The sequence below is a fragment of the Tsukamurella sp. PLM1 genome, assembly GCF_023168325.1.
In the GTDB taxonomy this organism is placed as follows: domain Bacteria; phylum Actinomycetota; class Actinomycetes; order Mycobacteriales; family Mycobacteriaceae; genus Tsukamurella.
Window position 1 is genome coordinate 2,579,881 of record NZ_AP025688.1, and the last position, 26,902, is coordinate 2,606,782.

Sequence of the window (26,902 nt, forward strand, 5' to 3'; positions counted from 1 at the left end):
ACCTCAGAGCGGCCCGCCGGCCGCGATCGCGCTCAGCGCGGCGAACTCGTCGGGCTTGAGCGACGCCCCGCCCACGAGGCCGCCGTCGACGTCGGGCTGGGCGACCAGCTCGCCCACGTTCTTGCTCGACACCGAACCGCCGTACAGGACGCGGATCCCTGCGGCCACCTCGGCGCCGCCGAGCTCGGCGATGGTCGCGCGCACCGCGGCGCACACCTCCTGCGCGTCCTGCGGGGTGGCCACCTTGCCGGTACCGATCGCCCACACGGGCTCGTACGCGATGACGGTCTTGGACAGCTCCTCGGCACTGAGCCCGGCGAGGGAGCCCTTGAGCTGCTCCACGTTGTACTCAACCTGGGTGCCCTGCTCGCGGATGTCGAGGCCCTCCCCGATGCACACGATCGGCGTGAGGCCGTGCCGCAGCGCCGCCTTGGTCTTGGCGAGGACGTGCTCGTTCGTCTCGCCGTGGATCGTGCGGCGCTCGCTGTGCCCGACCACCACGTACGTGCAGCCCAGCTTGGCGAGGAAGGCGCCGGAGATGTCACCCGTGTAGGCGCCGGAGTCGTGGGGCGAGAGGTCCTGCGCACCGTAGGTGATCTTCAGATCGTCGCCGTCGACGGCCGTCTGCACCGAACGCAGGTCGGTGAACGGCGGAATCACCGTCACGTCGACGTGCGCGAAGTACTTGTCCGGCAGAGCGAACGCCAACTTCTGCACCACCGCGATCGCCTCGAGGTGGTTGAGGTTCATCTTCCAATTGCCGGCGATGAGCGGCTTGCGGCTCATGATTCGCCTCCTTCCAGGACCTTCAGGCCGGGGAGTTCCTTGCCCTCGAGGTATTCCAGCGAGGCGCCGCCACCGGTGGAGATGTGGCTGAAACCGTCCTCGTCGAGGCCCAGCGTGCGCACGGCGGCGGCCGAGTCGCCGCCCCCCACCACGGTGAAGGCGCCGCCCATCGTGGCCTTGATGACCGACTCCGCGACGGCCTTCGTGCCGGCCGCGAAGGCCGGGAACTCGAAGACGCCCATGGGGCCGTTCCAGAACACGGTCTTGGCCTCGGTGAGCACGGCGCCGAACCGCCGCGCGGACTCGGGGCCGATGTCGAGGCCCATCCAGCCGTCCTCGATCGCGTCGGCGGCGACGGTCTTCGATGCGGCGTCGGCGGCGAACGAGTCGGCGATCACGACGTCGACGGGCAGGTGCAGGACATCGCCGAACTCCTCCAGCAGCTGCGTGCAGGTCTCGATCTGGTCCTCCTGGAGCAGCGAGGCGCCCACGGAGTAGCCCTGCGCGGCGAGGAAGGTGAAGGCCATGCCGCCGCCGATCACCAGGGTGTCGACCTTCGGCGCCAGCGCGCGGATGACGCCCAGCTTGTCGGAGACCTTGGAGCCGCCGAGCACCACGGCGTAGGGCCGCGACGGGTTCTCGGTCAGCTGCGCGAGGACGCGCACCTCGGCGTCGACGAGGCCGCCGGCGTACGCGGGGAGCAGCTTCGCCACATCGAAGACCGAAGCCTGCTTGCGGTGCACCACGCCGAAGCCGTCGGAGACGAAGGCGCCCTCGCCGGCGTGCGAGGAGACGTCGACGAGCTCGGCGAGGTCGCGGGCGAGCGCCTCGCGCTCGGCGTCGTCCTTGCTGGTCTCGCGCGGGTCGAAGCGGACGTTCTCGAGGAGGAGCACGTCACCGTCGGTGAGCCCCTCGGCGCGCGCGAGCGCGTCCTGTCCCACGACGTCGCCCGCGAGCTGGACGTTGCGGCCCAGCCGCTCGCCCAGCTCCTTCGCGACGGGCGCGAGGGAGAACTTCGGATCGGGCTCACCCTTCGGGCGGCCGAGGTGCGCGGTCACGATCACCTTGGCGCCGGCCTCGGCGAGCGCCTTGAGTGTCGGCACCGACGCGACGATGCGGCCGGCGTCGGTGATCACCCCGGAGTCGTCGAGCGGCACGTTCAGGTCGCTGCGGACCAGCACGGTGCGGCCCTCTACGCCCTCGGACAGCAGGTCGGAAAGTGTGGGAACGGTCATCAGAGCGATTTACCTACCAGATCAGTCAGGTCCACGAGGCGGTTGCTGTAGCCCCATTCGTTGTCGTACCAGGACACGACTTTAGCCTGATCGTCGATCACCTTGGTCAGTCCCGCGTCGAAGATCGAGCTGTGCGGGTCGGTCACGATGTCGGAGGAGACGATCGGCGCGTCACAGTACTTGAGGATGCCCTTCAGCCCGCCCTCGGCGGCCGCCTTCATCGCGGCGTTGATCTCCTCGACCGTCGCCTTCTTCTCCAACTGCACCGTCAGGTCGGTGACCGAGCCGGTGGGGATCGGCACGCGCAGCGCGTACCCGTCGAGCTTGCCCGCGAGCTCCGGCAGCACGAGGCCGATCGCCTTCGCCGCCCCGGTGGACGTGGGCACCACGTTGAGCGCCGCAGCCCGTGCGCGGCGCAGGTCGCGGTGCGGGCCGTCCTGCAGGTTCTGATCGGCGGTGTAGGCGTGGACGGTGGTCATCAGGCCGGTGACGATGCCGAACTCGTCGTTGACGACCTTCGCCAACGGGCCGAGACAGTTGGTGGTGCACGAGGCGTTGGAGATCACGTTCTGGCTGCCGTCGTACTTGTCGTCGTTGACACCCATCACCACCGTGAGGTCGGCCCCGGCGGCGGGGGCCGACACGATCACCTTCTTCGCGCCGGAGTCCAGATGCCCCTGCGCCTTGTCGCGAGCGGTGAAGATGCCGGTGGACTCGATCACCACGTCCACACCCAGGTCGCCCCACGGCAGGGCGGCGGGCCCCTCGCTGACCTCGAGCGCGGTGATCACTTGATCGCCCACCCGGATCGTGTCGCCGTCGGCCGCCACCTCCGCGGCCAGGCGGCCGAGGATCGAGTCGAACTTCAGCAGGTGCGCCAGCGTGGCGTTGTCGGTCAGGTCGTTGACCGCCACGATCTCCACGTCGGTGGTACCGAGGGCCTTCTGAGCGGCGACCGCCCGGAAGTAGTTGCGGCCGATCCGGCCGAATCCGTTGACACCTACGCGAACAGTCACCGTCGTGCTCCTTCGGGTCAGGAATACCTGCTCGTCAACGGTAGCCCCGGATCACCCCTCCCGCTTGGTTATTACCAGTTCTGCGCATGGTGCCGAACGTGCCCGTTCAGTCGGCTTTCGCGTGCCGCCCGACGGTGCGCGAGACGAACACGCTCGGCGCACGTTCGTCCGACAGATACGCGTGCGCCACCAGGACGAAGATGAACAGGCCCGAGGGCATGGACGTCAGGTCGGCCCCCATCCCGATCCACGCCCCGAGCGTGCCGACGACGCCGAGCAGGAACAGGCCGCGGCCGAGCCACCTCGGCGTCCGGGCGGTCCACAGTCGCCGGATCGACTTCTTGGTCGGCTCGTTGGTCCCGGCCCGCAGCGCGAGCCAGCGCCGCACCGGCCCGATCCCCGCCGCGGCCGCGATGGGGCGCCAGCGCCGTACCGCCCGGCGCCGGTGCGCACACCAGTAGAGCCGTCGCACCGACGCCATCAGCGCGTAGCCGTACAGAACCGCCAGGAACAGCAACTGAACCAGCGCGAGCACGCCCGTGACCACCCAGACTCCGGCCGCGAGCCAGGCCGGCCACGCCCGGCCGAACCACATGCCGCCGCCGTGGATGCGCCGCCCGGCGGCGTGCAGCTCCGGCGCGAAGATCAGCGCATAGCAGGCCGCGAGCAGCACCACGAGGATCGCGAACCACCGCAGGACGCGCACCACTCGCCGGCCACGTCCGATCACAACCTCCGCCGGATCACCCATGTACCGACCATATCCACATGGGCGAACCATAAATTCGTTGTGTCGATCAGCCCTCGTCGAGCATGTCCGCGGTGACGGCGGACTCGGTGTCCGGCACGCCGTCGGCGGCGGCGCGCTTGTCCGCCATCGACAGCAGCCGCCGGATCCGGCCGGCGACGGCGTCCTTGGTCATGGGCGGGTCGGCGAGTTGCCCGAGCTCCTCCAAGGATGCCTGGCGATGCTGCACGCGCAGCGATCCCGCCTGCGCGAGGTGGTCCGGCACGTCCGGGCCGAGGATCTCGAGCGCGCGCTCGACGCGCGCCGCGGCCGCCACGGCGGCCCGGGCGGACCGTCGGAGGTTGGCATCGTCGAAGTTGGCCAGACGGTTCGCCGTCGCCCGGACCTCGCGCCGCATGCGGCGCTCCTCCCACACCAGCCGGGTGTCGTTCGCGCCCATCCGCGTGAGCAGCGCGCCGATCGCCTCGCCGTCGCGCACCACCACCCGGTCCGCTCCGCGGACCTCGCGCGCCTTGGCCGTCACACCCAGCCGGCGGGCACAGCCGACGAGGGCCAGCGCGACCTCCGGACCGGGGCACGAGACCTCGAGCGCGCTCGACCGGCCCGGTTCGGTCAGTGAGCCGTGCGCGAGGAACGCGCCGCGCCACGCCGCCTCGGAGTCGTGCACCGACCCGCCGACGATCTGCGACGGCAGCCCGATCACGGGGCGGCCCCGCATATCGAGCAGACCGGTCTGCCGGGCGAGGGCTTCGCCGTCCTTGACCACCCGCACGATGTACCGCGCCGCCTTGCGGAGCCCGCCCGCGCCGAGCACATGCACGTCGGAGTTGTAGCCGTACAGGTCGAGGATCTCCTTGCGCAGGCGGCGCGCGGTGATGCCCATGTCCACCTCGGCCTCGACGATCACCCGTCCGCCCTGGATGTGCAGCCCGCCCGCGAAACGCAGCAGCGACGCCACTTCTGCGCGGCGTGCGCTCACCTGGGTGATGGACAGCCTGCTCAGCTCGTCCTTGACCTGGGATGTCAGCGCCACAGCGGGACCCCTCCTAGGATTCTCGGTTACGTCGGTTTTGAAACACGAAAGCTTAACTATTCTCGGCTCGGACGTTCACTGTAGGCCACTTTTCGGATCGCGGCTGCCAGAGCACTCGGGGCGTGCTGATGGGTGCCCGGCACGCCGACGTCGACGAAATGTGGCCGCGCGCCCAGCAAAGCGGTCGCGCGGATCAGATGCTCACGCTCCGTTCCGGGCGGGACGGTGCCCGCGTCGACGATGACGTCGTCGAACCGCAGTCCCTCGGCGTGCGCCGCGAGGACGTGGAGGTGCCGCTCGGGTGAATAGCCACCCGTCTCCTCGGGTTCGGGCGCGAGATTCAGGATCAGCACCCGCCGCGCGGCCGTGCGGCGGAGCGCGTCGAGTTGCTCCGGGACCAGGACGTGCGGGATGACGGAACTGAACCAGGATCCCGGCCCGAGCGTCACCACGTCGGCGGCGAGGATCGCGTCGACGGCATCGACGCACGCCTCGGGGTGCGCCGGCAGCAGCCGCACCCGCCGGACCTTGCCCGGCGTCACCGCGACCGCCACCTGCCCCCGGATCACCCGCGACAGGCGCGGGTCGTCCTCGAGCCCGGTCACGTCGGCCTCGATCCGCAGCGGCCCCGGCACCATGGGCAGTACCCGCCCCTCGACGCCGAACCGGTCGGCGATCGCGTCGAGCGCCTCGACGGGGTCGCCCAGGACTTCGCACAGCCCGGCCAGCAGCAGGTTTCCCACCGGATGCCCGGCCATCGCCCCTCCGCCGCCGAACCGGTGTTGCAAGATCCCGGCCCAGAACTCGCCGCGGTCGTCGTCGGGCATCAGCGCGGCCAGCGCCATGCGCAGGTCCCCGGCGGGATGATGCCCAACTCGGTGCGCAGCCGTCCGGACGAGCCGCCGTCGTCGGCGACCGTCACGATCGCGGTGATGTCCGCCTCGAGCTCGCGCATCGCCCGCAACGTCGCGAAAAGGCCGTGGCCACCGCCCAGCGACGCCACCTTCAGCGCGGTCATTCCAGCCCCAGATCCCGGTGCGCGGCGCGCACCTCGATGCCCTCGCGTCCCGACAACCGACGCACCAGTTCCTCGGTCATCGCGACGCTGCGATGCTTACCGCCGGTGCACCCGATCCCCACCGTGAGGTAGGACTTGCCCTCTCGGCGATACCCCGCGAGCACCGGATCGAGCAGCGCCGCATAGGTGTCCAGGAAGTCCGACGCCCCGGGCTGGCCGAGCACGTAGCCGGACACCTCGGCGGTGAGGCCGTTGCGGGGGCGCAGCTCCGGCACCCAGAACGGGTTGGGCAGGAACCGAACGTCGAGCACCATGTCGGCGTCCAATAGGATCCCGTTCTTGAAGCCGAACGATTCGACGGTGACGGTGATCGTCCCGGAACGCAGCGTGCGGAACGAATTCTCGATCGTCTCGCGCAGCCGCGCGACCGACAGGGCCGACGTGTCGAGCACCAGGTCCGCCGTCGAGCGGATGGGCTGCAGGATGCGACGCTCGGCCGCGATACCCTCGGCGAGCGTGCCGCTGCCCTGCAACGGGTGTTTGCGCCGCACCTGCTCGAACCTCCGGATCAGCACCTCGTCCGAGGCGTCGAGGAACAGCACCCGCGGTTCGATCTCCTTCTCGGCCAGTTCCTCCGGATGTTCGCGAAGTCACCCGTGAACGTGCGGCTACGCACATCGGTGACGATGCACAGGCGGTGGATCCGCGACTCGTCGGCCAGCGAGATGTCCACCATGTTGCTGATCAGTGCGGGTGGCAGATTGTCGGCCACGTACCAGCCCAGATCCTCGAGCACTTTGGCAGCGGTGCCGCGCCCCGCGCCGGACAGTCCGGTCACGAGCAGGACGTCCATCGGGCCGTCGCTGCGGTGTTCGCCGACGGTCCGCTCCTCGGCCCGCTCGCCGGCGCGGAAGTCCTGATCCCCGGTCGGACGCACGTCCCCTCCTGTCCCGTCGTGGATACGTACCCAGCGTAGCCATCCCGCACGGCCCTCGCGCCGACTCCAGCGTGAGCCCCCGACCGAGCGACAGCGCTACAGTGATCAACCGTGTCCGGTCTTCGATCCCTCTGCGTGCCCGCAACGGCCGCTGCCCTCGCGACAACGCTGCTGGTGGCACCGTCCGCCTGGGCCGAGACGGCACCCGGCACCGCCGGCCTGAATCCCGCGCTCGCGGATGCGTATTCGGCGGCGTACCGCGCGGCCGGTTCCGCCGGGGTCGTGCTGAGCGTCACGTCCGGCAAACGTTCCTGGGCGCAGCAGGAGTCCCTGTGGCAGAACGGACTGGCGACCCACGGTTCAGCCGGAGCCGCGCGACGGTGGGTCCTGCCGCCCGCCCAGTCCACGCACGTCAGTGGCGACGCCGTGGACGTGGGGCCGTGGGAGGGCGCCGCGTGGCTCCACGCGAACGGCCACCGCTGGGGCCTGTGCCGCACGTTCGACAACGAGTGGTGGCACTTCGAACTGGCGACGTCCCCGGGTGGAGCGTGCCCCGCGACGGTGCCCGACGCGTCGTACCGCTGACTCTCGCGACTCCTTCGCCGCTCTCCCGAACCCTCCGCGCGGCCCGCGGGCCGGTGTTACGTTGCGATGATCCGATCGCTTGGAGGACGCCATGTTCCGTCTCAGGTCAGCGGCCGCCGTCGCCTTCGTCATCCCCCTCGCGCTGGCGGGGTGCGGCACGTCGGGGTCCGACGGTACGCCGTCCGCGACGCCGGCCGTCGCCGCCGGGGTTGCGACGCCACGGCCGCCGAGGGAACGATGTACCGGCCGTCGTCCACCGCGTCGCCGACCGGCGCCCGCGACATCAGCGTGAACCCCGAGGGCGCCTCCGGCTACCGCTCCGGCCTGCCGGTCACCCACACCAAGGACTACGCCGCCGCCACCGCGAACCCGATCGCCACGAAGGCGGCGTGCGAGGTACTGGCCGGGGGCGGCACGGCGGCCGACGCCCTGGTCGCGGCGCAGACGGTGCTCGGCCTCGTCGAACCGCAGTCCTCCGGCATCGCGGGAGGCGCGTTCCTGCTGTACTACGACGCGAAGTCGAAGAAGGTGCAGGCCTACGACGGTCGTGAGACCGCGCCGGCGAGCGCCGACGAGAACTACCTGCGCTGGATCTCACCGGACGACCGGACCGCGCCGAAGCCCGACGCCCGATCCTCCGGCCGCGCGATCGGCGTGCCCGGCGCGTTGCGGCTCCTCGAAGCCGTCCACGGCGAGCACGGACAGAAGTCCTGGCGCGAACTGTTCGACCCCGCGACGAAGCTCGCCGACGACGGCTTCGACATCAGCCCGCGCCTGGCCGGCGCGCTCGCCGACGAGGCGGAGAACTTCGCCGACGACGCCGACCTCAAGGCCTACTTCCTCGAGCCCGACGGCGCGCCGAAGAAGGCCGGCGTCCGGTTGACCAACCCCGCCTACGCGAAGACCCTGGGCGCCATCGCCTCCGAGGGCCCGAAGGCTTTCTACACCGGGGCGATCGCCCAGGCCATCGTCGATTCCGTGCGGGACACCACCGGCGGCCGCACCGCCGGGACCATGACGCTCGAGGACCTCGCGAACTACCAGGTGAAGACCCGCGAGGCGGTCTGCACCCCGTACCGCGACCGGGAACTGTGCGGCATGCCCGCACCGTCGTCGGGCGGGATCACCGTCGCGCAGGCGCTCGGCATCCTCAACTCGTTCGACCTGTCGAAGCTGGGGCCGGCTGCCGTGCACGGCGCCGATCCCGGCCCCGACGGCGGTATCCCCACCGCCGAGGCGATCCACCTGATCTCCGAGGCCGAGCGGCTCGCGTACGCCGACCGCGACAAGTACATCGCCGATCCCGATTTCATCCCGCTCCCGGGCGGATCGCCCGCCGCGCTGGTGGATCCGGCGTACCTCGCCGGCCGCGCGAAGCTGATCGACCGGAACAAGTCCATGGGCACCGCGAAGCCCGGCGAGTTCGCCACCGCCACACCGGGTGTGACGACCACACCGGAGCACGGCACCAGCCACATCACGGTGCTCGACAAGTTCGGTAACGTCGCGTCGATGACCACCACCATCGAGTCAGCGTTCGGCTCGTATCACATGGTCGACGGCTTCCTGCTGAACAACCAGCTCACCGACTTCTCCGCCGAACCCGCCGATTCCGCCGGGCAGCCGGTGGCGAACCGGGTGCAGCCGAACAAGCGACCGCGCAGTTCGATGTCGCCCACGATCCTGTTCGCGAAGGGCTCCGACGGGGCACGGGGCGACGCGATCGGGGCGCTCGGCTCCCCGGCGGCGCCGTGATCATCCAGTTCGTGATCAAGACGATCATCGGCCTGACCGATTGGAAGCTGGACCCGCAGCAGGCGGTGGGCATGGCCAACTTCGGCGCGGCGAACACGCCGAAGACCAACGTGGACAGCGCCCACCCGGTCCTCGGCACCGACGAGGGGAAGAAGGTCGTGGAGGCGCTCACGGGCCTCGGGCATCAGCTCAACCTGGCGCCCCAGGTCTCCGGGCTCTCGGCGATCGTCAAGCAGGGGTCGGTGTTCGCGGGCGGCGCCGATCCGCGCCGCGAGGGGATCGTGCTCGGCGGTGGCTGATCCCTCCGACGTGGCGACGGTGCCGCTGCTCGCCTACCGCTGAGCGGCAGCCGGATCGAGGATCACGGCGGAGCCCGTCACGCATAGCCGCACCTCGTCGCCGGGCGCGGGCAGCTCCGTGCTCGGGTGCCGGATCTCGATGACGGGCCCGTCGGTCAGCGTCAGCCAGACGGTGGCGTCCGGCCCGAAGAATTCGACCCGGGTCACGGTGGCGCGCACGCCCTCCGCCGCGATCCGGATCTGTTCGGGGCGCAGCAACAGGGCCACCGGGGCGGGCCGGGCGGCACCGTCGGCCCCGGCGACGGGGATCCGCCCCAGCACCGTCTCGGCGACGGCACCGTCGAGCGCACCGTCGAGCACGACGACGTCGCCGAGGAACCGGGCTACGGCTTCGGAAGCGGGACGCGAATAGACCTGCGCCGGTGGGCCCACCTGCTCCAGCGCGCCGTTCCGGAGGACGGCGACCTGGTCGGCGAAGGACAGTGCCTCCGACTGGTCGTGCGTGACCAGCACCGTGGTGATGCCCGCCGTCCCGAGCACGTCGGCGACGGCGGCGCGGGTGGCCACCCGCAGCCCCGCGTCGAGCGCGGAGAAGGACTCATCGAGCAGCATGATCCTGGGGCTCCCCGCCAGCGCCCGCGCGAGCGCGACGCGCTGCTGTTGCCCACCGGACAGCTCGTGCGGATAGCGCCGCGCCAGAGCGAGATCCAGCGAAACCGTGTCCAACAACTCCGCGACCCGTCCAGCCGCGGCGCGCCGCCGCACGGGCAGCGAGGCACCGAGGCCGAAGGCGATGTTCCGCGCCACCGACAGGTGCGGGAACAGCGCACCGTCCTGCGCGACATAGCCGACGCCCCGCCGGTGTGCGGCGACCCAGACGGAGTCCGAGGCGAGGTAGCGGTCGCCGAGGCGGACACTCCCGGCGTCGGGCCGCGCGAAGCCCGCGACGAGGCGCAGCAGCGTGGTCTTCCCCGAACCGGACGGCCCGACCACCGCGGTGATGGACCCCGCGGGCACCGTCAGGTCGACGTCCCGCAGCACGGTGTCGGCGCCGTACCGCTTGGTGAGCCCGCGCAGGGCGAGTTCGGCGCTCATGCGGCTCCTTTCGTCCGGGTGGTGCGTCCCGCGGCCCGGCGGGACTGGCGGAACAGCAGGTACGTGGTGGGCAGCGAGAGCAGCACCATGGCCAGCGCATAGGGCGCCGCGCCCGCGTAGTCGATCTCGCTGCTCCGAGCCCAGAACTCCGTTGCCAGGGTGCGGGTTCCGTTGGGCGCCAGGATCAGCGTCGCCGTCAGCTCGTTCGTCACGGCGAGGAAGACGAGGGCGGCGCCGGCCGCTGACGCGGGCGCGGTGAGGCGGAGGGTGATGCGCGCGAAGGCGATCGGCGGCGGCGCGCCTAGGGCGCGGGCCGCCTCCTCGAGCGGGACCGGCGCCTGCGCGAGACCGGCGCGCAGGCCGACGGCGGCGCGGGGCAGGAACAGGAGGGCGTAGGCGAGGATCAGCACCGTCGCGCTCTGGTACAGGTCGGGCACCACCCGGATCGAGACCGTGACCAGGGCCAGGCCGATGACGATGCCCGGCATCGCGCTGCTGATGTACGTCGACGCCTCCAGCGTCCGGGTGACCCGGTTCGGGCGGCGGACGGCGAGGTACGCGAGCGGAAACGCTGCGACGACGGTGAGCACAGCGGTGACCGCACCGTAGCCGAGGGACGTGCCGAGCGCCTCGAGGAGGTCGGCCGGCACCATCTGCGCGGCGCCGCGCACGGTCCACCGCACGACGAACCACAACGGGAGCCCGAGAGCCGCGCCCACCAGCGCCAGGAGCGCGAGTTGCGCCCCGGCCTGGTGGCCGCCCAACGGAATCCGCTCCGGAGTCGCAACGGCGCCTGAGCCGACCCGCGCGTAGCGGGCCCGGCCGCGCGCGGCCACCTCGGCGAGGAGCAGGAACAGGCACAGCAGCGCGAGCACCCCGGCGAGCATCGACCCGGCGGTGCCGTTGAAGGTCGACTGGTACTGGACCATGATCGCGGTGGTGAAGGTGTCGAACCGGATCATGGCGAACGCCCCGTACTCGGCGAGCAGGTGCAGCGCCACGAGCACGGCCCCACCGAGGGCGGCGAGCCGCAACTGCGGGAGCACGACCCGGGCGAACACCGCCCACCGGCCGAGGCCAAGCGCGGCGGCGGACTCCTCGAGCGCGGGGTCGAGGCGGCTCAGCGCCGCCGCGACGGGGATGTAGACGAGCGGATAGTAGAACAGGACCGCGATGAGGACGCCCGACCACAGCCCGCCCAGCGACGGGATCGCGGAGACCCAGCCGTAACTGCCGACGAACGCGGGGATGGCGAGGGGCGCCGCCGAGCAGCGACCAGGCGCGGCGGCCCCACAGCGTGGTCCGCTCGACCAGCCAGGCGCCGCCGACGCCGACGATCACGCTGAGCGGCACCGCGATCACCGTGAGTAGCACGGTGTTGGTGAGGAGCTCGGCGACGCGGGGCCGGAACACGAGCCGAGCGGATTCCGCCCAGCCCGTGTCGATCGTCGTGTAGACGACGAAGCCCAGCGGCACCGCCGCGACCGCCGCGATGGCGGCGGCCGCGAGGGCGAGCAGCCTCAGAGCAGGCCCGCCTCGGTCATCAGGGTCACGACCTGCGGGCCGTTGAGCTTGGCCGGGTCGACCGTCGGGGCCTGGAGGTCCGCCATCGGGACGAGCTTCGGGTTGGCCGGGACGTCCGAGGCCACCGGGTACTCGAAGGACGTGCCCTTCTCGAGCACCTCCTGGCCGGCCTTGGAGGTGATGAACTTCAGCAGCTGCTGGGCCTGCGCCTGCTTCTTCGACGACTTCAGCACGCCACCGCCGGAGATCGAGACGAAGGCGCCGGGGTCCTGGTTCTTGAAGTAGTGGGTGCCCACGTTGCCGGAGTTCTCGCCGGTCTTGGCCTGGTCGCCGTAGAAGTAGTAGTGGTAGATCAGAGCGGTGTCGACCTCACCGGCGTTGACGGCCTTCATGGCGGCGCCGTTGCCCTTGTACTCCTTGGCGTTGTCCTTCATCGCCTTCAGCCAGTCCTTCGTGGCCTGCTCGCCCTTGAGCTGCAGGTACGCCGAGACGATCGCCTGGAAGTCCGCGCCCGAGGGCGACGCGCTCCAGCGCCCCTTCCAGTCCGGCATCGCGAGGTCGGCCATCGACTTCGGCAACTGCTCGGGCGTCACCTTGCGCTTGTCGTAGACCAGTACCGTCGAGCGGGCCGCGATGCCCGTCCACTTGCCCGTGGACGGCTTGAGGCCGTTGCCGACCTGCGCGAGCGTCGCCGGGTCGACATCGGCGAACAGGCCCTTGTTCTCGACCTGGGTCATGGCGGGCGAGTTCTCGGTGAGGAAGACGTCGGCGGGCGAGCGGTCGCCCTCGGCGATGATCTGTTGCGCCAGTTCGGAATCCTTGCCCTGCCGGATGGTGACCTTGATGCCCGTCTCCGCCGTGAACTTCTCCACCCACTCCTTCGCGAGGGTGTCGTGCTGGGCGTTGTACAGCGTCAGGTCGCCGCCCGCGGAGCTCGAGCTCGACGGTGCCGCACCGTCGCCGCTCGACCCGCAGGCCGTGATCGTGAGGGAGGCCACCGCCACCAGAGCGGCGGCCAGGGTGGAGCGTGTGCGCAATGACATCGTCGAATCCTTTTCTTGAGCAACGAGATGACTCACGACGATCGAGAGTAAGGCGACGCTACACTAAGCGTCCGCGGCGCGGAACGCGATGGATTACCGGACGCGTCAGACAACGAGAACGGCGGCGATCGTCGCCGGAACGGCCAGGACCACGCCGTGGATCGCGAACCGTCGGGCGGAGATCCGCACCCCGCGCGGGCACACCGCTCCCGCCACAGCAGCGTCGCGAGCGACGCCCAGAACGTGACCACGGGCGCGATCCCCACGCCGACGAGAAGCGCCATGAGGCGCACCGGTTCCCCGACCGCAACGGGCTCGAGCGCGAGGTAGGCGGGCAGATTGTTGACGCCGTTAGCGGCGAGGGCCCCGGTGCCCGCCAACCGCAGCAGGTCCGACGGTGCCGTCCCCTCCCCCGCCACACCGCGCACCAGGTCCTCCAACCCGACCGCCAGCAGTGCCTGCACTGCGGCGAACACCGCCGCGAGGATCAGCACCATCCGCCAGGGCACCACGATCTCGCGGAGGCGCTGCGGGGCGCGGACCGCGAGCGCCGCGACCAGGGCGAGCGCGGCCACCGTCGACGCCGCGGCCGGAGGGACTCCGAGCGCGAAGGCCGGCCCCAACGCCACGCAGACGGCCGCCGCGATGCCGAACAGAACCCGGTCGGCGGGCGGCGCGACGTCGGGGACCGCGTACCGGCCGCGCAGGTCGCGGCGGTGCAGCAGCCACAGCACGACGACGGTGAGGGCAATCGCCGCCAGCGCGGGCCGCCACGAGAGGGCGATGTACGCCCGGACGCCGCCCTCGAGGTGGTAGACGGCGAGTAGGTTGGTGAGGTTCGATACCGGCAGCAGCAGCGAGGCTGTGTTGGCGAGCCAGACCGTGGTCATCGCGAACGGCAAGGGCGACAGGCCGAGCCGCGACGCCGCGGCGAGCACCACGGGAGTGAGCAGCACGGCAGTGGTGTCCAAGCTCAGAACGATCGTCGCCGCGCAGGCGGCGAGGACCAACCACAACCACATCAGCGTGACGCGGCCTCGTCCGAGGCGCGCGGCGAACACACCCAGGGCATCGAACACCCCTGCCAGCTGGGCGATCTCGGCGATGACGGTGATGGCGAGGAGGAACACCAGGACCGGCGCGACCTGCGCGACGATCTCGCCGGCGTTCACGCGTCGGCGCGCAGGCCGTCGAGGACCGTGCGGGCGGTGGTGAGCCCGATACCCGGGACCTCCACGATCTCCTCGAGGCTCGCCTCCCGGAGCTTGGTCACCGAACCGAAGTGCTGCAGCAGCGCAGCCTTCCGCGTTTCACCGAGCCCCGGGATCGCGTCGAGCGCACTCGCGGTCATGCGCTTGGAGCGCTTGCTGCGGTGGAAGGAGATCGCGAACCGGTGCGCCTCGTCGCGCACGCGCTGCAGCAGGAACAGCGCATCCGAGCTGCGGGGCAGGATGACGGGGTCGTCGTCGCCGGGGACCCACACCTCCTCGAGGCGCTTGGCGAGGCCGACGACCGCGACGTCGGTGACGCCCAGCTCGTCCAGGACCTCCTGGGCGGCGGCGGCCTGCGGAGCGCCACCGTCGACCACGAAGAGGTTGGGCGGGTACGCGAACCGGCGCGGACGTCCGGTCTGCGGGTCGATCGCGGCTTCCGGGGCGAGGTCGCCCCCGTTGTCGGCAGCGGCGAGGCCGATCCCGTTGTCGGCAGCGGCGAGGCCGATCCCGTTGTCGCCGGTCCCTTCGGCGCCACCGGCGTCCTCGGCCTGTCTTGTGTCCGCGCGGTGGCGCAGGAAGCGGCGGCGGGTGACCTCGGCGATCGACGCGACGTCGTCGCTGTGGCCGTCGCCCGCGGCCTCCTTGATCCCGTAGTGCCGGTAGTCGGACTTCTTCGCCAGGCCGTCCTCGAAGACGACGAGCGAGGCGACCACGTCGGAGCCCTGGATGTGGCTGATGTCGACGCACTCGATGCGGAGCGGCGCCTCGTCGAGGTCCAGCGCGTCCTGCAGGCCCTGGAGCGCCGCCGAGCGGGCCGTGAGGTCGCCGGAACGCTTGAGCTTGTGCTGGTGCAGCGCCTCGACCGCGTTGCGCTCCACCGTCTCCATGAGGGTGCGCTTGTCGCCGCGCTGCGGGATGCGCAGCGACACCCGGGCGCCGCGCAATCCGGTGAGCCAGTCCTGCAGTTCGTCGACGTCGTCCGGCAGCACGGGTACGAGGACCTCGCGTGGCACGGGGTTGGGGGCACCGTCGCCCGACTGCATAGCCCGCTCGGCCTCCTCACCGTAGAACTGGGTGACGAACTGCTCCAGCAGTTCGGCGTGCTCGTTCTGCTCCGCGTCACCCGGCTTCTCCACCACCCAGCCGCGCTGGCCGCGGACCCGGCCGCCGCGCACGTGGAAGATCTGCACGGCCGCCTCGAGCTCGTCGGCGGAGAAGGCGATCACGTCGGCGTCGGTGCCGTCGCCGAGCACCACGGCCTGCTTCTCGACGGCCTTGCGCAGGGCCGCCACGTCGTCCCGGAGGCGGGCGGCGCGCTCGAAGTCGAGTTCCTCGCTGGCGCCGAGCATGTCGTTCTCCAGCTGACGGATGAGGTTGTCGGTCTTGCCGGCGAGGAAGTCGCAGAAGTCCTCGACGATCTGCCGGTGTTCGGGGGCGGTCACCCGTCCGACGCAGGGCGCCGAGCACTTGTCGATGTAGCCGAGCAGGCAGGGCCGGCCCATCTGATTGTGTCGCTTGAAGACCCCGGCCGAGCAGGTGCGGGCGGGGAACACGCGCAGCAGCAGGTCGAGCGTCTCGCGGATCGCCCAGGCGTGGCTGTACGGGCCGAAGTACCGCACGCCCTTGCGCCGCGGACCGCGGTAGACGTAGAGCCGCGGGAACTCCTCGTTCAGGGTGACCGCGAGCATCGGATAGGTCTTGTCGTCCCGGTAGCGGACGTTGAACTGCGGGTCGAACTCCTTGATCCAGTTGTACTCGAGCTGGAGAGCCTCGACCTCGGTGCTCACCACGGTCCATTCGACCGAGGCGGCGGTGGTGACCATCTGCTGCGTTCGCGGGTGCAGCCCGTAGACGTCCGCGAAGTACGAGTTCAGGCGGCTGCGCAGCGACTTCGCCTTGCCCACGTAGATGACACGGCCGTGCTTGTCCCGGAACTTGTACACGCCGGGCTGCGTGGGGATGGTGCCCGGTGCCGGGCGGTAACTCTGCGGATCGGCCACCCATCCAGATTAGGACGGGTGGCCGACATGTTCGGGTGCGGGCGCCGCGGACGGTCACCCGAGCACCTATTCGCTGACGACGGAGAGATCTCCTGAAGCGTGCTGCGCGCGCAACACCTTCTTGTCGAACTTCCCCACCGAGGTCTTCGGGACCTCGGCGATGAACGACCAGTTGTCCGGGATCTGCCACTTCGCGAACTTCCCCGCGAGGTGCTCGCGGAGCTCGGCGACGGTCACCGTCGAGCCCGGTTGGAGGACGACCGCCACGAGCGGGCGCTCGTCCCACTTCGGGTCGGGGACGCCGATCGCCACGGCCTCGAGCACCGCGGGGTGGGCCATGACCTCGTTCTCGAGCTCGACGGAGCTGATCCACTCGCCGCCGGACTTGATCACGTCCTTCGACCGATCCACCAGCGTGACGAAGCCGTCGGCGGTGAGCTTGCCGATGTCGCCGGTGCGGAGCCAACCGTCCTCGAACTTGTCCGCGCCGACCGGATCGGCGCCCTCGGGGCTGTAGTAGCTGCCGGTGATCCAAGGACCTCGGACCTGCACCTCGCCCTGCGATTCGCCGTCGGCGGGGACCACCTCGCCGAGATCGTCGACCAGCCGTCCCTGCACACCGGGCAGGAACCGGCCCTGCGTGTTCCGGTAGCGCCAGGCATCGTCGCCGGTCACGCCCGGGGTGGCCATGCGATGCTGGCCAGCGGCGAGGTCTCCGTCATCCCCCACGCCTGCACTACCTGCACGCCGTGCCGGTCGAGCGCCTGCGCGAGGCTCAGCGGCACCGCGGACCCGCCGCAGGCGATGTGCCGCAGGTGGCTGATGTCCTGCGGGTGCGTGGCGAGGTGGTTGACGATGCCGATCCACACGGCCGGTACCGCGGCCGAGATCGTCGGCTTCTCCTCGGCGAGCAGGCGCGTCATGGGCTCGGGCTGCAGGTACCGGTCGGGCAGGATCAGGGACGCGCCCGACATGAGGGCACCGAACGGCGTGCCCCAGCTCATGGCGTGGAACATCGGCACGATGGGCAGCACCGTGTCGCTCGGGCCCATGCCGAGGCCGTAGCTCGCACACACCGCAGTGGAATGCAGCCATATGCTGCGGTGGCTGTACATCACCCCCTTGGGATCACCCGTGGTCCCCGACGTGTAGCAGGCCGCCGCCGCGGCACGCTCGTCGATGTCCGGCCAGGCGTAGTCGTCGGACTGCGCGTCGAGCAGGTCGCGGTAGTCGTGCAGCTGAACCCCCGACGGCGCCTCGACCTGAGACTTGTCGCCGTCCACCACGATCACGTGCTCGATCGTGGTCATGCCGCCGATGGCGGCGTTGAGCTGCGGGATCAGGCTGCCGTCGGCGATGATCACCCGGTCCGCCGCATGGTTCGCGATGTAGGTGACCTGCTCCGGGAACAACCTGATGTTGATCGTGTGCAGCACGCTCCCCATCGCCGGGATCGCGACGTACGCGGTCATGTGCTCGTTGTTGTTCCACTGGAACGTGCCCACCCGGTCGCCCGGGACCACGCCGAGTGCCTTCAGCGCGTTCGCGAGGCGCGCGGCCTCGTGGCCCAGCTCGCGGAAGCTCATCCGGGTGGTCTTCTCGGGGGTCCAGGTGGCCACCTCCGCGGAGTCCGCGTACCAGGTGGTCGCGTGTCGGAGCAGCGTCGCCAGCGACAGGTGCTCGTCTTGCATGGTGGAGGTCAGGGGCAGGATCCGCTCGGGCATGGACCATACGTACCGCATGCCCGACGGTCCGCGGCCCGGTTTGGCCGAGCTCGCCGGTCCCGCTCATGCGACGGACCTGACGAGCTGCAGGTCCACGAGGCGGCCCAGAGCGAGCTGAGGATCGCGGCGGTCGCCCGGACGCCACCCGGCCACGATCACCCGGACCGCGAAGCCGGTCAACTGCCCCGTGTCCCGATCGAAGCCGGTGGGCTGCGAGACCTCCAGGTGCGTCCTCGCGCCGTCGCGGCGGTAGAAGAAGACCCAGGCGCTGGGCGGCGCACCGTCGGGCCGGGGCTCGACCCGAGCTCCGCGAGGGAGAACAGCATCTCGTGCGGCGCGAAGGAATCGGCCGTGGCGGCGCCCTTGCGGCGCACGGTGTGCGGGCCGCCCGGGAGCTCCGGGTTGCCGGTGGCCACGTCGCCGCTCATCACCGCGAGGGTGCGGCCGCTCGTGAGGTGCCGGCAGATGGGCTGGCCGCGACGATCGCCCAGCGTCCACTCCCCTGTGTCGACCAGGCGCCGGCGGAGCGTGCTGACCACCTCGACCCAGCGCAGGAGGCCGGCGGCCATGACGGGAGCGAAGGCGTCCACGCCCGCCGCGGCGCGCTCGCCCGCCCGCACCGCCGCGTACAGGTCCTCGACCGCGATCCCGATCCCGCGCAGGTACGCCGGCGCGCGATCCGGCGGGACGATCAGGGCCGTGGGCAGGGCTTCGATACCGGTCACGGTGTCTCCCTTCGACGACGCCCGCACCGTATCGCCCGGCACTGACAAGTACAGCGACCTCACAGCGCGATCCCAGCCACCGGCCGGGCGGCGCTCGCTACGTTCGTCCCCATGATCCCTACCTTCCGTGATCGCCCGCTCCCCGCCCCGACGAAGAGATCGTCGACCAGGGGCTCGGCTTCGACCTCGGCACGCTCGCCAGTCGCCGCAGGATGCTGACGATGCTCGGGCTCGGCACCGTCGGGCTCGGGTTGGCGGCGTGCGGGACGAACGCGACCACGGCGTCGGGGACGTCCTCGACGGCGTCTGCGTCCCCGTCGGGGTCCGCGACGGCGGGCACGACCCCGGCGCTCGCGGAGATCCCCGACGAGACGGCCGGCCCGTATCCCGGCGACGGGTCGAACGGCCCCGACGTCCTCGAGCAGGCCGGCGTCGTCCGCAGCGACATCCGGACCAGTTTCGGGGAGATGCGGGGTACGGCCGACGGCGTCCCCATCACCCTGGAGCTGACGGTGCGCGACCTGGCGAACGACGGCGTCCCGTTCGCCGGGACGGCGGTGTACGTGTGGCAGTGTGACCGCGAGGGCCGGTACTCCCTGTACAGCGACGGCGTGACGGACCAGAACTACCTGCGAGGCGTGCAGATCGCCGACTCCGCCGGGGTCGTGCGGTTCACGAGTGTGTTCCCCGCCTGTTACGACGGCCGGTGGCCGCACATCCATTTCGAGGTGTACCGCGACCGGGCGGACATCACCGACGCCACGAAGGCCATCGCCACCTCACAGCTGGCGCTGCCGAAGGACGTGTGCGACGCCGTCTACGCCACCGCCGGGTACGAGGCGTCGGTGCAGACGCTGGGCCGGGTGTCGCTGACGTCGGACAACGTCTTCGGCGAGGATGGCGCGGCGCATCAGCTGGCCACCGTGACCGGCGACGTCACGAAGGGCTACGCGGTGAAACTGCCGGTGGGCGTGGACACCCGGACCACCCCGACGGTCCGCGGGATGCCGGGCCCGCCGCCGGGCGGCGGCCGGCCCGGCGGCCCGCGGTAGCGATTTCGCCCAGCCGGAGCGCAAGGGTTCCCGACGGTGTCCGTCCGCCGGAGACTGCAGGGACGCACCCGACGGAAGGAACGTCATGGCCCGGCAGCTGCACCTCGGTGGATTCCAGATCGCCTCGCACGTCACGCATTCGCACGCCGCATGGCGGCACCCCGCGTCCGATCCGGCGTTCCTGACGCCCGAGTACTACCACCGGATCGGCCGGATCCTGGAGCGCGGCACGTTCGACTTCCTGTTCTTCGCGGACCTGCTGTCGGTGCCCACGCGCTTCGGCGACGACATCGACGAATCGCTGCGCCGCGGAACCCAGGCGTCCGCCACGCTGGACCCGTCCATCGTGGCGGCGTCGATCGGGGCGGTGACCTCGCGACTGGGGATCGCGATCACCAAGTCCACCACGTACTTCCACCCGTTCGAGCTGGCGCGGATCCTCTCCAGCCTCGACCATGTCACGCGCGGCAGGATCGCGTGGAACATCGTGACCTCGCTGAGCCAGTCGGAGGCGCTCAACTTCGGGCACGACGAGCACCTGGAGCACGACCTGCGGTACGTCCGGGCGCAGGAGTTCGTGGAGACCGCCGTGGAGCTGTGGGCGTCGTGGGAGCCCGGGGCGCTGGTGCAGGACAAGGAGTCCGGCGTGTTCGCGGATCCGGCCCGGATCCACGCGGTGTCGCGCGATTCCGAGCATTTCCGCACCCGCGGTCCGCTGCCGACGCCGCGGTCGCCGCAGGGCCGGCCGGTGCTGATCCAGGCCGGATCGTCGAGCCGGGGCAAGGATTTCGCGGCGCAGTGGGCCGAGGCGATCTTTGAGATCGACCCGACGCCCGAGGGCCGGCGGGCCTACTACGACGACGTGAAGTCGCGGGCCGTGAACTTCGGCCGGAACCCCGACCACGTGAAGATCTTCCCCTCGTTCATCCCGTTCGTGGGCGAGACGGAGTCGATCGCGCGCGAGAAGCAGGCGTTCCACAACGAGTTGGCCGACCCGATCTCCGGGCTCATCACTCTGTCCGTGCACACCGATCACGACTTCTCGCAGTACGACCTGGACAAGCCCGTCGCGGACGTGACGGTGAGCGGCACGCAGGGGCTGTTCGACGTGGCCCGACGCTTGTCCGAGCGCGACAACCTGACGCTGCGCGACATCGGCAAGCTGTACGCGGAGGGCGTGCTGCTCCCCCAGTTCGTGGGCACCGCCTCGGACATCGCCGATCAGATCGAGGAGGGGTTCACCGGCGGCGAGGCCGACGGCTACATCCTCTCGGCGGCCAGCTCGCCCGGCACGTTCAACGACTTCGTCGACTTCGTGGTGCCCGAACTGCGGCGCCGCGGGCTGTTCCGTCGCGAGTACGCCGGAACCACCCTGCGCGAGCACCTCGACCTGCCGGCCGATCCCTTCGCGCCGCGAGCGGTGGCGAAGGCCGGGTAGGGGCAGTCGTCTCGCCCCGCCGGTCGTCGCCACTGACAAGTTCGCGGTGCCCACCGGAAGGTCGTCAGAATTCAGCGAGTGGCCGCCCGTTCTTCTTCGCCCACCGCCACCGAAGTGCTTGCGGCGCAGGTCGATCCTTCTTCGCCTTCGGAGTCGTCAGCTCGGTCAGGTTCTCGTACTCCGTGCCGACGAGTTTGGGATCCACCTCGACGCGATTCCTAGATCCGATTCTGATCAGCGATCGATCGAACAGGCGGTGAACATCGGCGCGGAGCAATATCCCGTTCGACGTATCGTTCACACCGCCGGACCTCCATTCGATGATGTGAGCAGCCTCAAGCGATTCCTCAGCGGCGGTGCCGGTGAGGGCACACTCACCGCCGTACGATGCAAGCAGACGATCGCGGAATTCGTCCTGCCCCATCCGCGAGGCGACCTACGCCAGACGCTTCGCCCTGGCTTCCTCGGTGCCGTCGTGGGTGAGAACGTCACTGATCTGCGGGCCATCCAGCACTGGCGTGAGATCCAGTGCAGGCAGGTAGAAGGCCTCGGCGAGTAGGTTCTCGGCGTCACCCTCGAACGGCGTCGGAGACTGAAACATGTAATTGGCTGATCCAGCCCCGAGTGCAGCGCGGATCTCGGCTGGCAGCACCTCACGGACAGGAGTAACACTCACCGGATCCATGAGGACTCGATAGTGGTATTCGAAGGATTCAGGCGTATCCCAGAACGGCTCACGGTCGTTGTGCAGCACCTTCCCAGCTCCATCTCGGAGAGCGAAGGTCGCCGCAGTGGCACAGAACATGCCGACGAGCGAGCCGCCACCCCCGTTGCGGAATACGATCCGGTCGTTCGGATTGATCGGAACCTTCCAGCGCTTGTTCGCGAAATCCCAAACCCCTTCTCCAGGGCGTATTGGAGATGCTGCGGATATTCTTCGTTGATCGTCACCAGCCACGCCGTCATCGCCCTTGCGCCCTTTCGGGTTTCGCAACGGGTGGAGGCGTGTCCTACACGGAAGCCTGTCGGGCCGAGCTCGTTTCGTCTCTACTGGTGCACGAGGCGCCGGAGCGCCTCGCGGGTCTCTTCGTCGGTGGAGTACAGAACGGTGCCGACCATGCCTCGGGTCAGCAGCACCTTGTAGGTGTTGCGGATCAGCAGGTCGAACCGTACGTCGGTGAGGTTCTTCTTCGATTTCAGGCTGGGATCCCGGTTCTCGGCGCGCTGCACCACGAACCGCCCGTCCCGGTACACCAGGTCCGGGCCGAGGATCACTCCGCTCCAGTCGTATTCGAAGCCCTGCGCGGTGTACACGCAGCCCACCTGGCCGAAGCCGCCGTCCTCAGTGGCCCACAGCTGCGACGGCGGGACGTCGCCCATCCGCCTGTCTGACTTGGAGTTCCACGGCCGGGCCCAGTCGCCGATCGTCACGTCGGGCACCAGGGTCCGCTCCGGTGTCGGATCGCTCCACGGCCAGCAGTAGCCGGCTGTCATCCGCGCCGAATAGCCCTTGTCCCGCTGCTCGTCCAGCATCCGCTCCAACTCCCACGGAGTCTCGGCGACGCGCACCTCGAAGCCGTCGTCGCCGGTCCATCGCCACGGCTTGCGCTCGCCCAGCCCCACCAGGTCGACCGCCCACTCGACGTACCGTTCGCTTCCGCCGCACCGGAACTGGTCGTCGAGCGGGATGTGCATCGTCTCGAGCCCGAGCGACGCCGCGTACGCGCGGATCTGCCCGAGCGACCCGAGCTCTCCCGGGCGCACCACCTGATGCTCGTCGAGCAGGAACAGCGGAACCCGTGCGGCCGCGATCAATTCGTCGACCTGTGGTCGCCCGGTCCGGTCCGCGGCACGGGTGTACCGGTTCGCGGACGTCTCCCGGATCCGGTGCGCCTCATCGAGGATCAGCACGTCCAGCCCGTTCCGGTCTGCAGCGACGAACTGGTTGAAGTACTTGAACATGGCCTTGACCCGCGGCGCCCGCGCCCCGCCACCTGCCGCAGCGTGGTGGTGAACGACCGGGAACCCGTGGCGTGCAGCACCGTCCGGCCCCGTCGGGCGAGGTCACCGAGCAGGGCGAGCGCGATCGCACTCTTGCCGCTCCCGGGCCCGCCCGTCACCACCAGGACGCGTTTGACGTCCGCCGCGCGGGCCCGCTCCACGTCGTGCAGCACTAGGTCCACCGCGAGCCGTTGGTTCCCGAGCAGGTGGAACACTTGTCGCTCCCGGACCTCCTCGGCCGCGACGGCCAGCAACTGCTGCGACGGCGCCGCGGGCGAGTTCAGCAGGACGTCGGCCGCGTAGCCCGACGGTGCCCCCGGCCTCAGCCGGGTCCGTAGGTAGTCGAGCATCGCGTCGGTATCGGCGCCGGTGAACAACCGTCCCGCGGGGCTCGCCGGGTATTCCGCCAGGTCCGCGACCACGCCGGGGTCGTGCACGTTGTGCAGGTAGGCGATGCCGGCCAGCGGATCGGGTTGGTCGCGCAGGGCGCGGGCGAAGTCGCCGAGGTACTCGCAGTATCCCGCCACCTGCGCCACCGGATGCAACAGCGGGCCGCCCAGGTGCGGCACCGTCACCATCGCGGGGTCCCCCTCGAACGCCGTGGCCGAGGACCACTGCTTGAGCTCCACCACCACGTACGACGGCGCCCCGGTCGCGGGATGGACACCGGCGAGCACCACGTCGGCGCGACGCGAGGAGAGCGGGAGCTTGTACTCGATCAGCATCTCGACGTTGCCGAGGCCGCCGTGGCGCAGGTCCGCCGCGAATGCTGGAAGGCTCTTCCCCCAAGATCGCTGCTCCGCGTCGCCGACGGTGATCCCGCGTTCGAACAGCATCCGCTCCAGCAGCTTCTCCACGAGCGACTCCGAGGTGTACTCCTCGAGCAGCCGGTTCGCGGTGACCCGCAACAACGTCACGCCAGAATCCCCCTGGGCAGCACGAATGATCGTGCGGAGGGGATCTGCCCTGAGCGGGAGTTCCGTCGAACCGCTGCCGACGAGACTACCTCGCCGGACGAGCGCCGTCGCCGGGGATCAAAACGTATCGGTGAGGCGAAGAGTGCTCGGCGGCTTGTCGGCGAACCTCCGGGACTGAAGATCAGTGGCGCACGAGGACGCGCCCGAGCGATGATCCATCCGTACGAAAGCCTCAACAGAGCACCACGACCGGGAAGGACTTTCACGATGCGAGTCATCGACTCGTTCCGCGGGGATCACCTCTTCCTCTCGAACTTCTATCCAACCCGCGTCCTGTTCCGAGGCCGCGAGTTCCCCACGGCCGAACACGCTTTCATGTCAGCGAAGACCACGGACGAACGCAGCATCGAACTCATCCGGACCGCTCCCACTCCTGCGGAGGCGAAACGGATCGGCCGCTCGGTCACGCTGGTCGACGACTGGGACCGCATCCGGTTCGACGTCATGGCCGACGTGCTCGCCGCCAAGTTCGACGACGCCGAGCTCGCGCGGCTTCTCGTCGACACCGGCGGCGCGCTGCTGATCGAGGGCAACTCCTGGCACGACCAGGTCTGGGGATCGTGCACGTGCGACAGACACCGGCGGATCGACGGCGACAACGCGCTCGGCGTGCTGCTGATGAACGAACGCATACAGCAGAAGTTCGTCCTGTAGGAATCCGCCCCGTCCGTCTCCAGGGCGACCGGGCCGAACTTGTCGGTCTCCCGTGCGACCATGGCAGGCGTGACGGCAGAAGAGGAGCTCGACAGCGCCGGCGAGCCCGCGGAGCAGGCGCTTCGCCCGTTCGCGCACGTCCACGCCGCGAACGCACACCTCTACCGGCGGGTGATGGGCGCGTTCGCGACCGCCAAACGACGCTTCACCATTCATCTCCGGCCAGAGGACGTCCTCGATCACCTCACGGCGACCGGGGACGATCCGCCGGACCAGGGGGTGGTGGTAGACGCCCTCACCAAGCTCGAGGAGTGGGGCAACCTCCGGGCGGATCCGGATACCAGCCGGGTGACGACCGTCGAGGACTTCCACCGGGCCCGCTACCTGTATCAGATGACCCGCGAGGGGGCGGCAGCCGAGGCGGCGCTCACCGCCTACGACGAGGCGTTGGGCCGCCGAGGCGCCCTCCAGCGGGTCGCACTCAGCGACATCGCGGCGCAGCTGCGGTCCCTTCTCGCGCTCGCGCGGGCCGCCGAGTCCGACGAGGCGGTCGCCTACCTCACCTTCGAGTCGCTGGCCACGCGGTTTGATGAGCTCGCGGACAACGCTCAGTCGTTCATGGCCTCGCTGCAGCGCACGATCGACCTGCACGATGCCGAGATCGAGGCCTTCCTGGCCTACAAGGACCGCCTGATCGACTACCTGGAGCAGTTCATCAAGGACCTGGTGTCCACCGGCGCGGAGATCGCGAACCTGATCCAGCAGCTCGACGAGGCCGGTGTCGGCCGCCTCCTCGACGACGTCGCCCACCGCGCCGGCCGCGACATCGCGCCGGACGAGACGGAGGACTTCGCCGAGCGCGAGTTCGCGCGCCAGCGGCTCCTCTGGGCCGAGCGCTGGGCCGGATTTCACGACTGGTTCCTCAACTCCCCCGGCCATCCCAGCCAGTCGTCGCTGCTGCGCACCCAGGCCCGGGCGGCGATTCCCCGGCTGCTGCGGGTGGTATCGGTGCTCAACGACCGACGCACCGGCCGGTCGGACAGGTCGGCCGATTTCCACGCGCTCGCGGTCTGGTTCGCCGAGGCGCCGGACGAGGAGGCGATACACCGCCTGTGGCGGGCGGCGTTCGGGTTGCAGTCCTCACGGCACCTCACCGTCGATGCGGACACCCTCGAAGCGCGGGACGCCGCGCCCGTGGCAGCGTCCGTCTCGTGGACCGCGGCGCCGCCCATCGAGATCAGCCCCCGCCTGCGCCAGACCGGCCACTACGAGCGCCGCGGCAAGCCCAACCGCGTGATCGACCGCAGCGAACAGCGCCGATTCCTCGCGGAGCGCGCCGCCCGGGAGGCCGCACAGACCGCCACGGCCCGCGACGCACTGCTCGCGAAGGTCGGGCAGCGGGCCCACCTCTCGGACGTGGGCCGGCTGGACCCGCACGCCTTCCGCCTCTTCCTCGGCCTGCTCGGAGCGGCGCTCGCGGCGAAGACCCCGGGCCGGTCCGAGGTGGAGGCCACCACATCGGACGGTTCCCTGACGATCACGCTGACCGAGGTGGACGGTGCCGGTACCGCGGAGATCCGCACCGACGCGGGCGTATTCCGCGGCCCGGACCACCTGGTGCACGTGATCGAGACCCGCGGCCGCCGCCCAGCCGCCGGTGAGACTGAGACACGGGAGCCCGCGGTGGAGGCGGCACGATGAGCACGCTGACCGATGCACTCACCTCCACCCGGATCGCCGAGCAGCGCCGGGCGGCGCGGGCGCTGCTCCGTACTCCGTTGCTCCGGGCGGACGGGCCCGACGCGGACGTCTTCGTCCTGGTGGTCCGCAACCAGACCCACCTCCGCGAGTGGTTCGACCGTGAGACCGGGTGGTCCCTCCTGGTCAACACGGAGGTCGCACGACTGGTCAAGACCCCGGCGGGCACCGCCGATCCCACCCACCCGGCCATCGACAGGACACGCAAGGCCACGTTCACCCGCCGCCGGTACGTGCTGCTGTGCCTGGCGCTCGCCGCGCTGGAGCGGGCGGACGCGCAGATCA

At 70.4% G+C, this 26,902-nt stretch carries 19 protein-coding genes and 6 pseudogenes; 7 read left to right on the forward strand and 18 right to left on the reverse strand.

What is annotated here, in order from left to right; all coding sequences use genetic code 11:
- Nucleotides 1–3: 3 nt before the first annotated feature.
- From tpiA to rapZ, 7 genes and pseudogenes are all read right to left on the reverse strand, one after another.
- Nucleotides 4–786, reverse strand: coding sequence for a triose-phosphate isomerase (tpiA, locus tag MTP03_RS13325; protein ID WP_248488701.1), 783 nt, complete (start codon nucleotides 784–786; stop codon nucleotides 4–6).
- The gene (gene pgk / locus MTP03_RS13330; protein ID WP_248488702.1) at nucleotides 783–2,021 is read right to left on the reverse strand and encodes a phosphoglycerate kinase; all 1,239 of its coding nucleotides are present in this window, start codon (nucleotides 2,019–2,021) and stop codon (nucleotides 783–785) included. The genes tpiA and pgk overlap by 4 nt, the downstream gene beginning before the upstream one ends.
- Complete coding sequence (gap, locus tag MTP03_RS13335) at nucleotides 2,021–3,037, reverse strand: type I glyceraldehyde-3-phosphate dehydrogenase (RefSeq protein ID WP_248488704.1); 1,017 nt, start codon at nucleotides 3,035–3,037, stop codon at nucleotides 2,021–2,023. Before gap ends, pgk begins: the two co-directional genes overlap by 1 nt.
- A gap of 106 nt (nucleotides 3,038–3,143) precedes the next feature.
- Nucleotides 3,144–3,788 (reverse strand): hypothetical protein, encoded by a 645-nt coding sequence (locus MTP03_RS13340; protein ID WP_248488706.1) that lies wholly within the window; start codon nucleotides 3,786–3,788, stop codon nucleotides 3,144–3,146.
- 46 nt (nucleotides 3,789–3,834) lie between these two features.
- Nucleotides 3,835–4,818, reverse strand: coding sequence for a DNA-binding protein WhiA (gene whiA / locus MTP03_RS13345; protein WP_248488707.1), 984 nt, complete (start codon nucleotides 4,816–4,818; stop codon nucleotides 3,835–3,837).
- 56 nt (nucleotides 4,819–4,874) lie between these two features.
- Nucleotides 4,875–5,836, reverse strand: a pseudogene (gene yvcK, locus MTP03_RS13350) (uridine diphosphate-N-acetylglucosamine-binding protein YvcK).
- A pseudogene (gene rapZ / locus MTP03_RS13355) lies at nucleotides 5,833–6,689 on the reverse strand (RNase adapter RapZ). Before rapZ ends, yvcK begins: the two co-directional pseudogenes overlap by 4 nt.
- Before the next feature lie 219 nt (nucleotides 6,690–6,908).
- Between rapZ and MTP03_RS13360 the strand changes: the two are divergent.
- Both MTP03_RS13360 and ggt read left to right on the forward strand, forming a co-directional pair.
- Entirely contained in the window at nucleotides 6,909–7,358 is a 450-nt protein-coding gene (locus tag MTP03_RS13360; protein ID WP_248488708.1) for a M15 family metallopeptidase, read from the forward strand.
- Between the two features lie 91 nt (nucleotides 7,359–7,449).
- Nucleotides 7,450–9,412: pseudogene (ggt, locus tag MTP03_RS13365) on the forward strand (gamma-glutamyltransferase).
- A gap of 33 nt (nucleotides 9,413–9,445) precedes the next feature.
- Here ggt and MTP03_RS13370 read toward each other — a convergent pair.
- The 7 genes and pseudogenes from MTP03_RS13370 to MTP03_RS13400 all read right to left on the reverse strand — a co-directional run bounded on the left by MTP03_RS13370 (nucleotide 9,446) and on the right by MTP03_RS13400 (nucleotide 18,737).
- Nucleotides 9,446–10,507 carry an ABC transporter ATP-binding protein gene (locus tag MTP03_RS13370; RefSeq protein WP_248488710.1) on the reverse strand — a complete coding sequence of 354 codons (1,062 nt, stop codon included), beginning with the start codon at nucleotides 10,505–10,507 and terminating at the stop codon, nucleotides 9,446–9,448.
- Nucleotides 10,504–12,031, reverse strand: a pseudogene (locus tag MTP03_RS13375) (ABC transporter permease). Before MTP03_RS13375 ends, MTP03_RS13370 begins: the two are co-directional and overlap by 4 nt.
- Nucleotides 12,028–13,068 (reverse strand): iron ABC transporter substrate-binding protein, encoded by a 1,041-nt coding sequence (locus MTP03_RS13380; protein ID WP_248492167.1) that lies wholly within the window; start codon nucleotides 13,066–13,068, stop codon nucleotides 12,028–12,030. Before MTP03_RS13380 ends, MTP03_RS13375 begins: the two are co-directional and overlap by 4 nt.
- A gap of 38 nt (nucleotides 13,069–13,106) precedes the next feature.
- Nucleotides 13,107–14,246, reverse strand: a complete 1,140-nt coding sequence (locus MTP03_RS13385; protein ID WP_248488711.1) for an SLC13 family permease — start codon at nucleotides 14,244–14,246, stop codon at nucleotides 13,107–13,109.
- On the reverse strand, nucleotides 14,243–16,288 hold the full coding sequence (gene uvrC, locus MTP03_RS13390) for an excinuclease ABC subunit UvrC (RefSeq protein ID WP_248488713.1): 2,046 nt from the start codon (nucleotides 16,286–16,288) through the stop codon (nucleotides 14,243–14,245). The genes MTP03_RS13385 and uvrC overlap by 4 nt, the downstream gene beginning before the upstream one ends.
- Nucleotides 16,289–16,354: 66 nt before the next feature.
- Nucleotides 16,355–18,012 (reverse strand): annotated as a pseudogene (locus MTP03_RS13395) (long-chain fatty acid--CoA ligase).
- A gap of 176 nt (nucleotides 18,013–18,188) precedes the next feature.
- On the reverse strand, nucleotides 18,189–18,737 hold the full coding sequence (locus tag MTP03_RS13400; RefSeq protein ID WP_248488714.1) for a hypothetical protein: 549 nt from the start codon (nucleotides 18,735–18,737) through the stop codon (nucleotides 18,189–18,191).
- Between the two features lie 221 nt (nucleotides 18,738–18,958).
- Between MTP03_RS13400 and MTP03_RS13405 the strand changes: the two genes are divergently transcribed.
- Both MTP03_RS13405 and MTP03_RS13410 read left to right on the forward strand, forming a co-directional pair.
- Nucleotides 18,959–19,789: an intradiol ring-cleavage dioxygenase gene (locus MTP03_RS13405; RefSeq protein WP_248488715.1), complete on the forward strand. Its 831-nt coding sequence runs from the start codon at nucleotides 18,959–18,961 to the stop codon at nucleotides 19,787–19,789.
- A gap of 85 nt (nucleotides 19,790–19,874) precedes the next feature.
- Complete coding sequence (locus tag MTP03_RS13410; RefSeq protein WP_248488716.1) at nucleotides 19,875–21,227, forward strand: LLM class flavin-dependent oxidoreductase; 1,353 nt, start codon at nucleotides 19,875–19,877, stop codon at nucleotides 21,225–21,227.
- 64 nt (nucleotides 21,228–21,291) lie between these two features.
- Here the strand turns inward: MTP03_RS13410 and MTP03_RS13415 are convergent, their stop codons facing one another.
- The 4 genes from MTP03_RS13415 to MTP03_RS23815 all read right to left on the reverse strand — a co-directional run bounded on the left by MTP03_RS13415 (nucleotide 21,292) and on the right by MTP03_RS23815 (nucleotide 24,145).
- Nucleotides 21,292–21,651 (reverse strand): HNH endonuclease, encoded by a 360-nt coding sequence (locus MTP03_RS13415; RefSeq protein WP_248488717.1) that lies wholly within the window; start codon nucleotides 21,649–21,651, stop codon nucleotides 21,292–21,294.
- A 12-nt stretch (nucleotides 21,652–21,663) separates the two neighbouring features.
- A complete protein-coding gene (locus MTP03_RS13420; protein ID WP_248488718.1) occupies nucleotides 21,664–22,185 on the reverse strand; it encodes a hypothetical protein in 522 nt (173 codons plus the stop codon).
- A gap of 89 nt (nucleotides 22,186–22,274) precedes the next feature.
- Nucleotides 22,275–23,189 (reverse strand): DNA/RNA helicase domain-containing protein, encoded by a 915-nt coding sequence (locus MTP03_RS13425; protein ID WP_371820761.1) that lies wholly within the window; start codon nucleotides 23,187–23,189, stop codon nucleotides 22,275–22,277.
- On the reverse strand, nucleotides 23,132–24,145 hold the full coding sequence (locus MTP03_RS23815; protein ID WP_371820762.1) for a DNA/RNA helicase domain-containing protein: 1,014 nt from the start codon (nucleotides 24,143–24,145) through the stop codon (nucleotides 23,132–23,134). The genes MTP03_RS13425 and MTP03_RS23815 overlap by 58 nt, the downstream gene beginning before the upstream one ends.
- A 267-nt stretch (nucleotides 24,146–24,412) precedes the next feature.
- Between MTP03_RS23815 and MTP03_RS13430 the strand changes: the two genes are divergently transcribed.
- The 3 genes and pseudogenes from MTP03_RS13430 to MTP03_RS23820 form a co-directional block, all read left to right on the forward strand.
- Nucleotides 24,413–24,859 carry an NADAR family protein gene (locus MTP03_RS13430; protein WP_248488719.1) on the forward strand — a complete coding sequence of 149 codons (447 nt, stop codon included), beginning with the start codon at nucleotides 24,413–24,415 and terminating at the stop codon, nucleotides 24,857–24,859.
- A gap of 69 nt (nucleotides 24,860–24,928) precedes the next feature.
- A complete protein-coding gene (locus MTP03_RS13435; RefSeq protein WP_248488720.1) occupies nucleotides 24,929–26,560 on the forward strand; it encodes a TIGR02677 family protein in 1,632 nt (543 codons plus the stop codon).
- Nucleotides 26,557–26,880: pseudogene (locus tag MTP03_RS23820) on the forward strand (DUF2398 family protein); the annotation flags it as partial. The gene MTP03_RS13435 and the pseudogene MTP03_RS23820, both read left to right, overlap by 4 nt.
- Between the last annotated feature and the right edge of the window lie 22 nt (nucleotides 26,881–26,902).

Excerpts from the sequence above, each read along its gene's own strand:
- MTP03_RS13370 (WP_248488710.1), bottom strand. The coding sequence starts at position 10,507 with ATGAGCGCCGAACTCGCCCTGCGCGGGCTCACCAAGCGGTACGGCGCC.
- MTP03_RS13410 (WP_248488716.1), top strand. The coding sequence starts at position 19,875 with ATGGCCCGGCAGCTGCACCTCGGTGGATTCCAGATCGCCTCGCACGTC.
- MTP03_RS13430 (WP_248488719.1), top strand. The coding sequence starts at position 24,413 with ATGCGAGTCATCGACTCGTTCCGCGGGGATCACCTCTTCCTCTCGAAC.
- MTP03_RS13415 (WP_248488717.1), bottom strand. The coding sequence starts at position 21,651 with ATGGGGCAGGACGAATTCCGCGATCGTCTGCTTGCATCGTACGGCGGT.
- pgk (WP_248488702.1), bottom strand. The coding sequence starts at position 2,021 with ATGACCGTTCCCACACTTTCCGACCTGCTGTCCGAGGGCGTAGAGGGC.
- MTP03_RS13405 (WP_248488715.1), top strand. The coding sequence starts at position 18,959 with ATGCTCGGGCTCGGCACCGTCGGGCTCGGGTTGGCGGCGTGCGGGACG.
- tpiA (WP_248488701.1), bottom strand. The coding sequence starts at position 786 with ATGAGCCGCAAGCCGCTCATCGCCGGCAATTGGAAGATGAACCTCAAC.
- MTP03_RS13340 (WP_248488706.1), bottom strand. The coding sequence starts at position 3,788 with ATGGGTGATCCGGCGGAGGTTGTGATCGGACGTGGCCGGCGAGTGGTG.
- MTP03_RS13425 (WP_371820761.1), bottom strand. The coding sequence starts at position 23,189 with ATGTTCAAGTACTTCAACCAGTTCGTCGCTGCAGACCGGAACGGGCTG.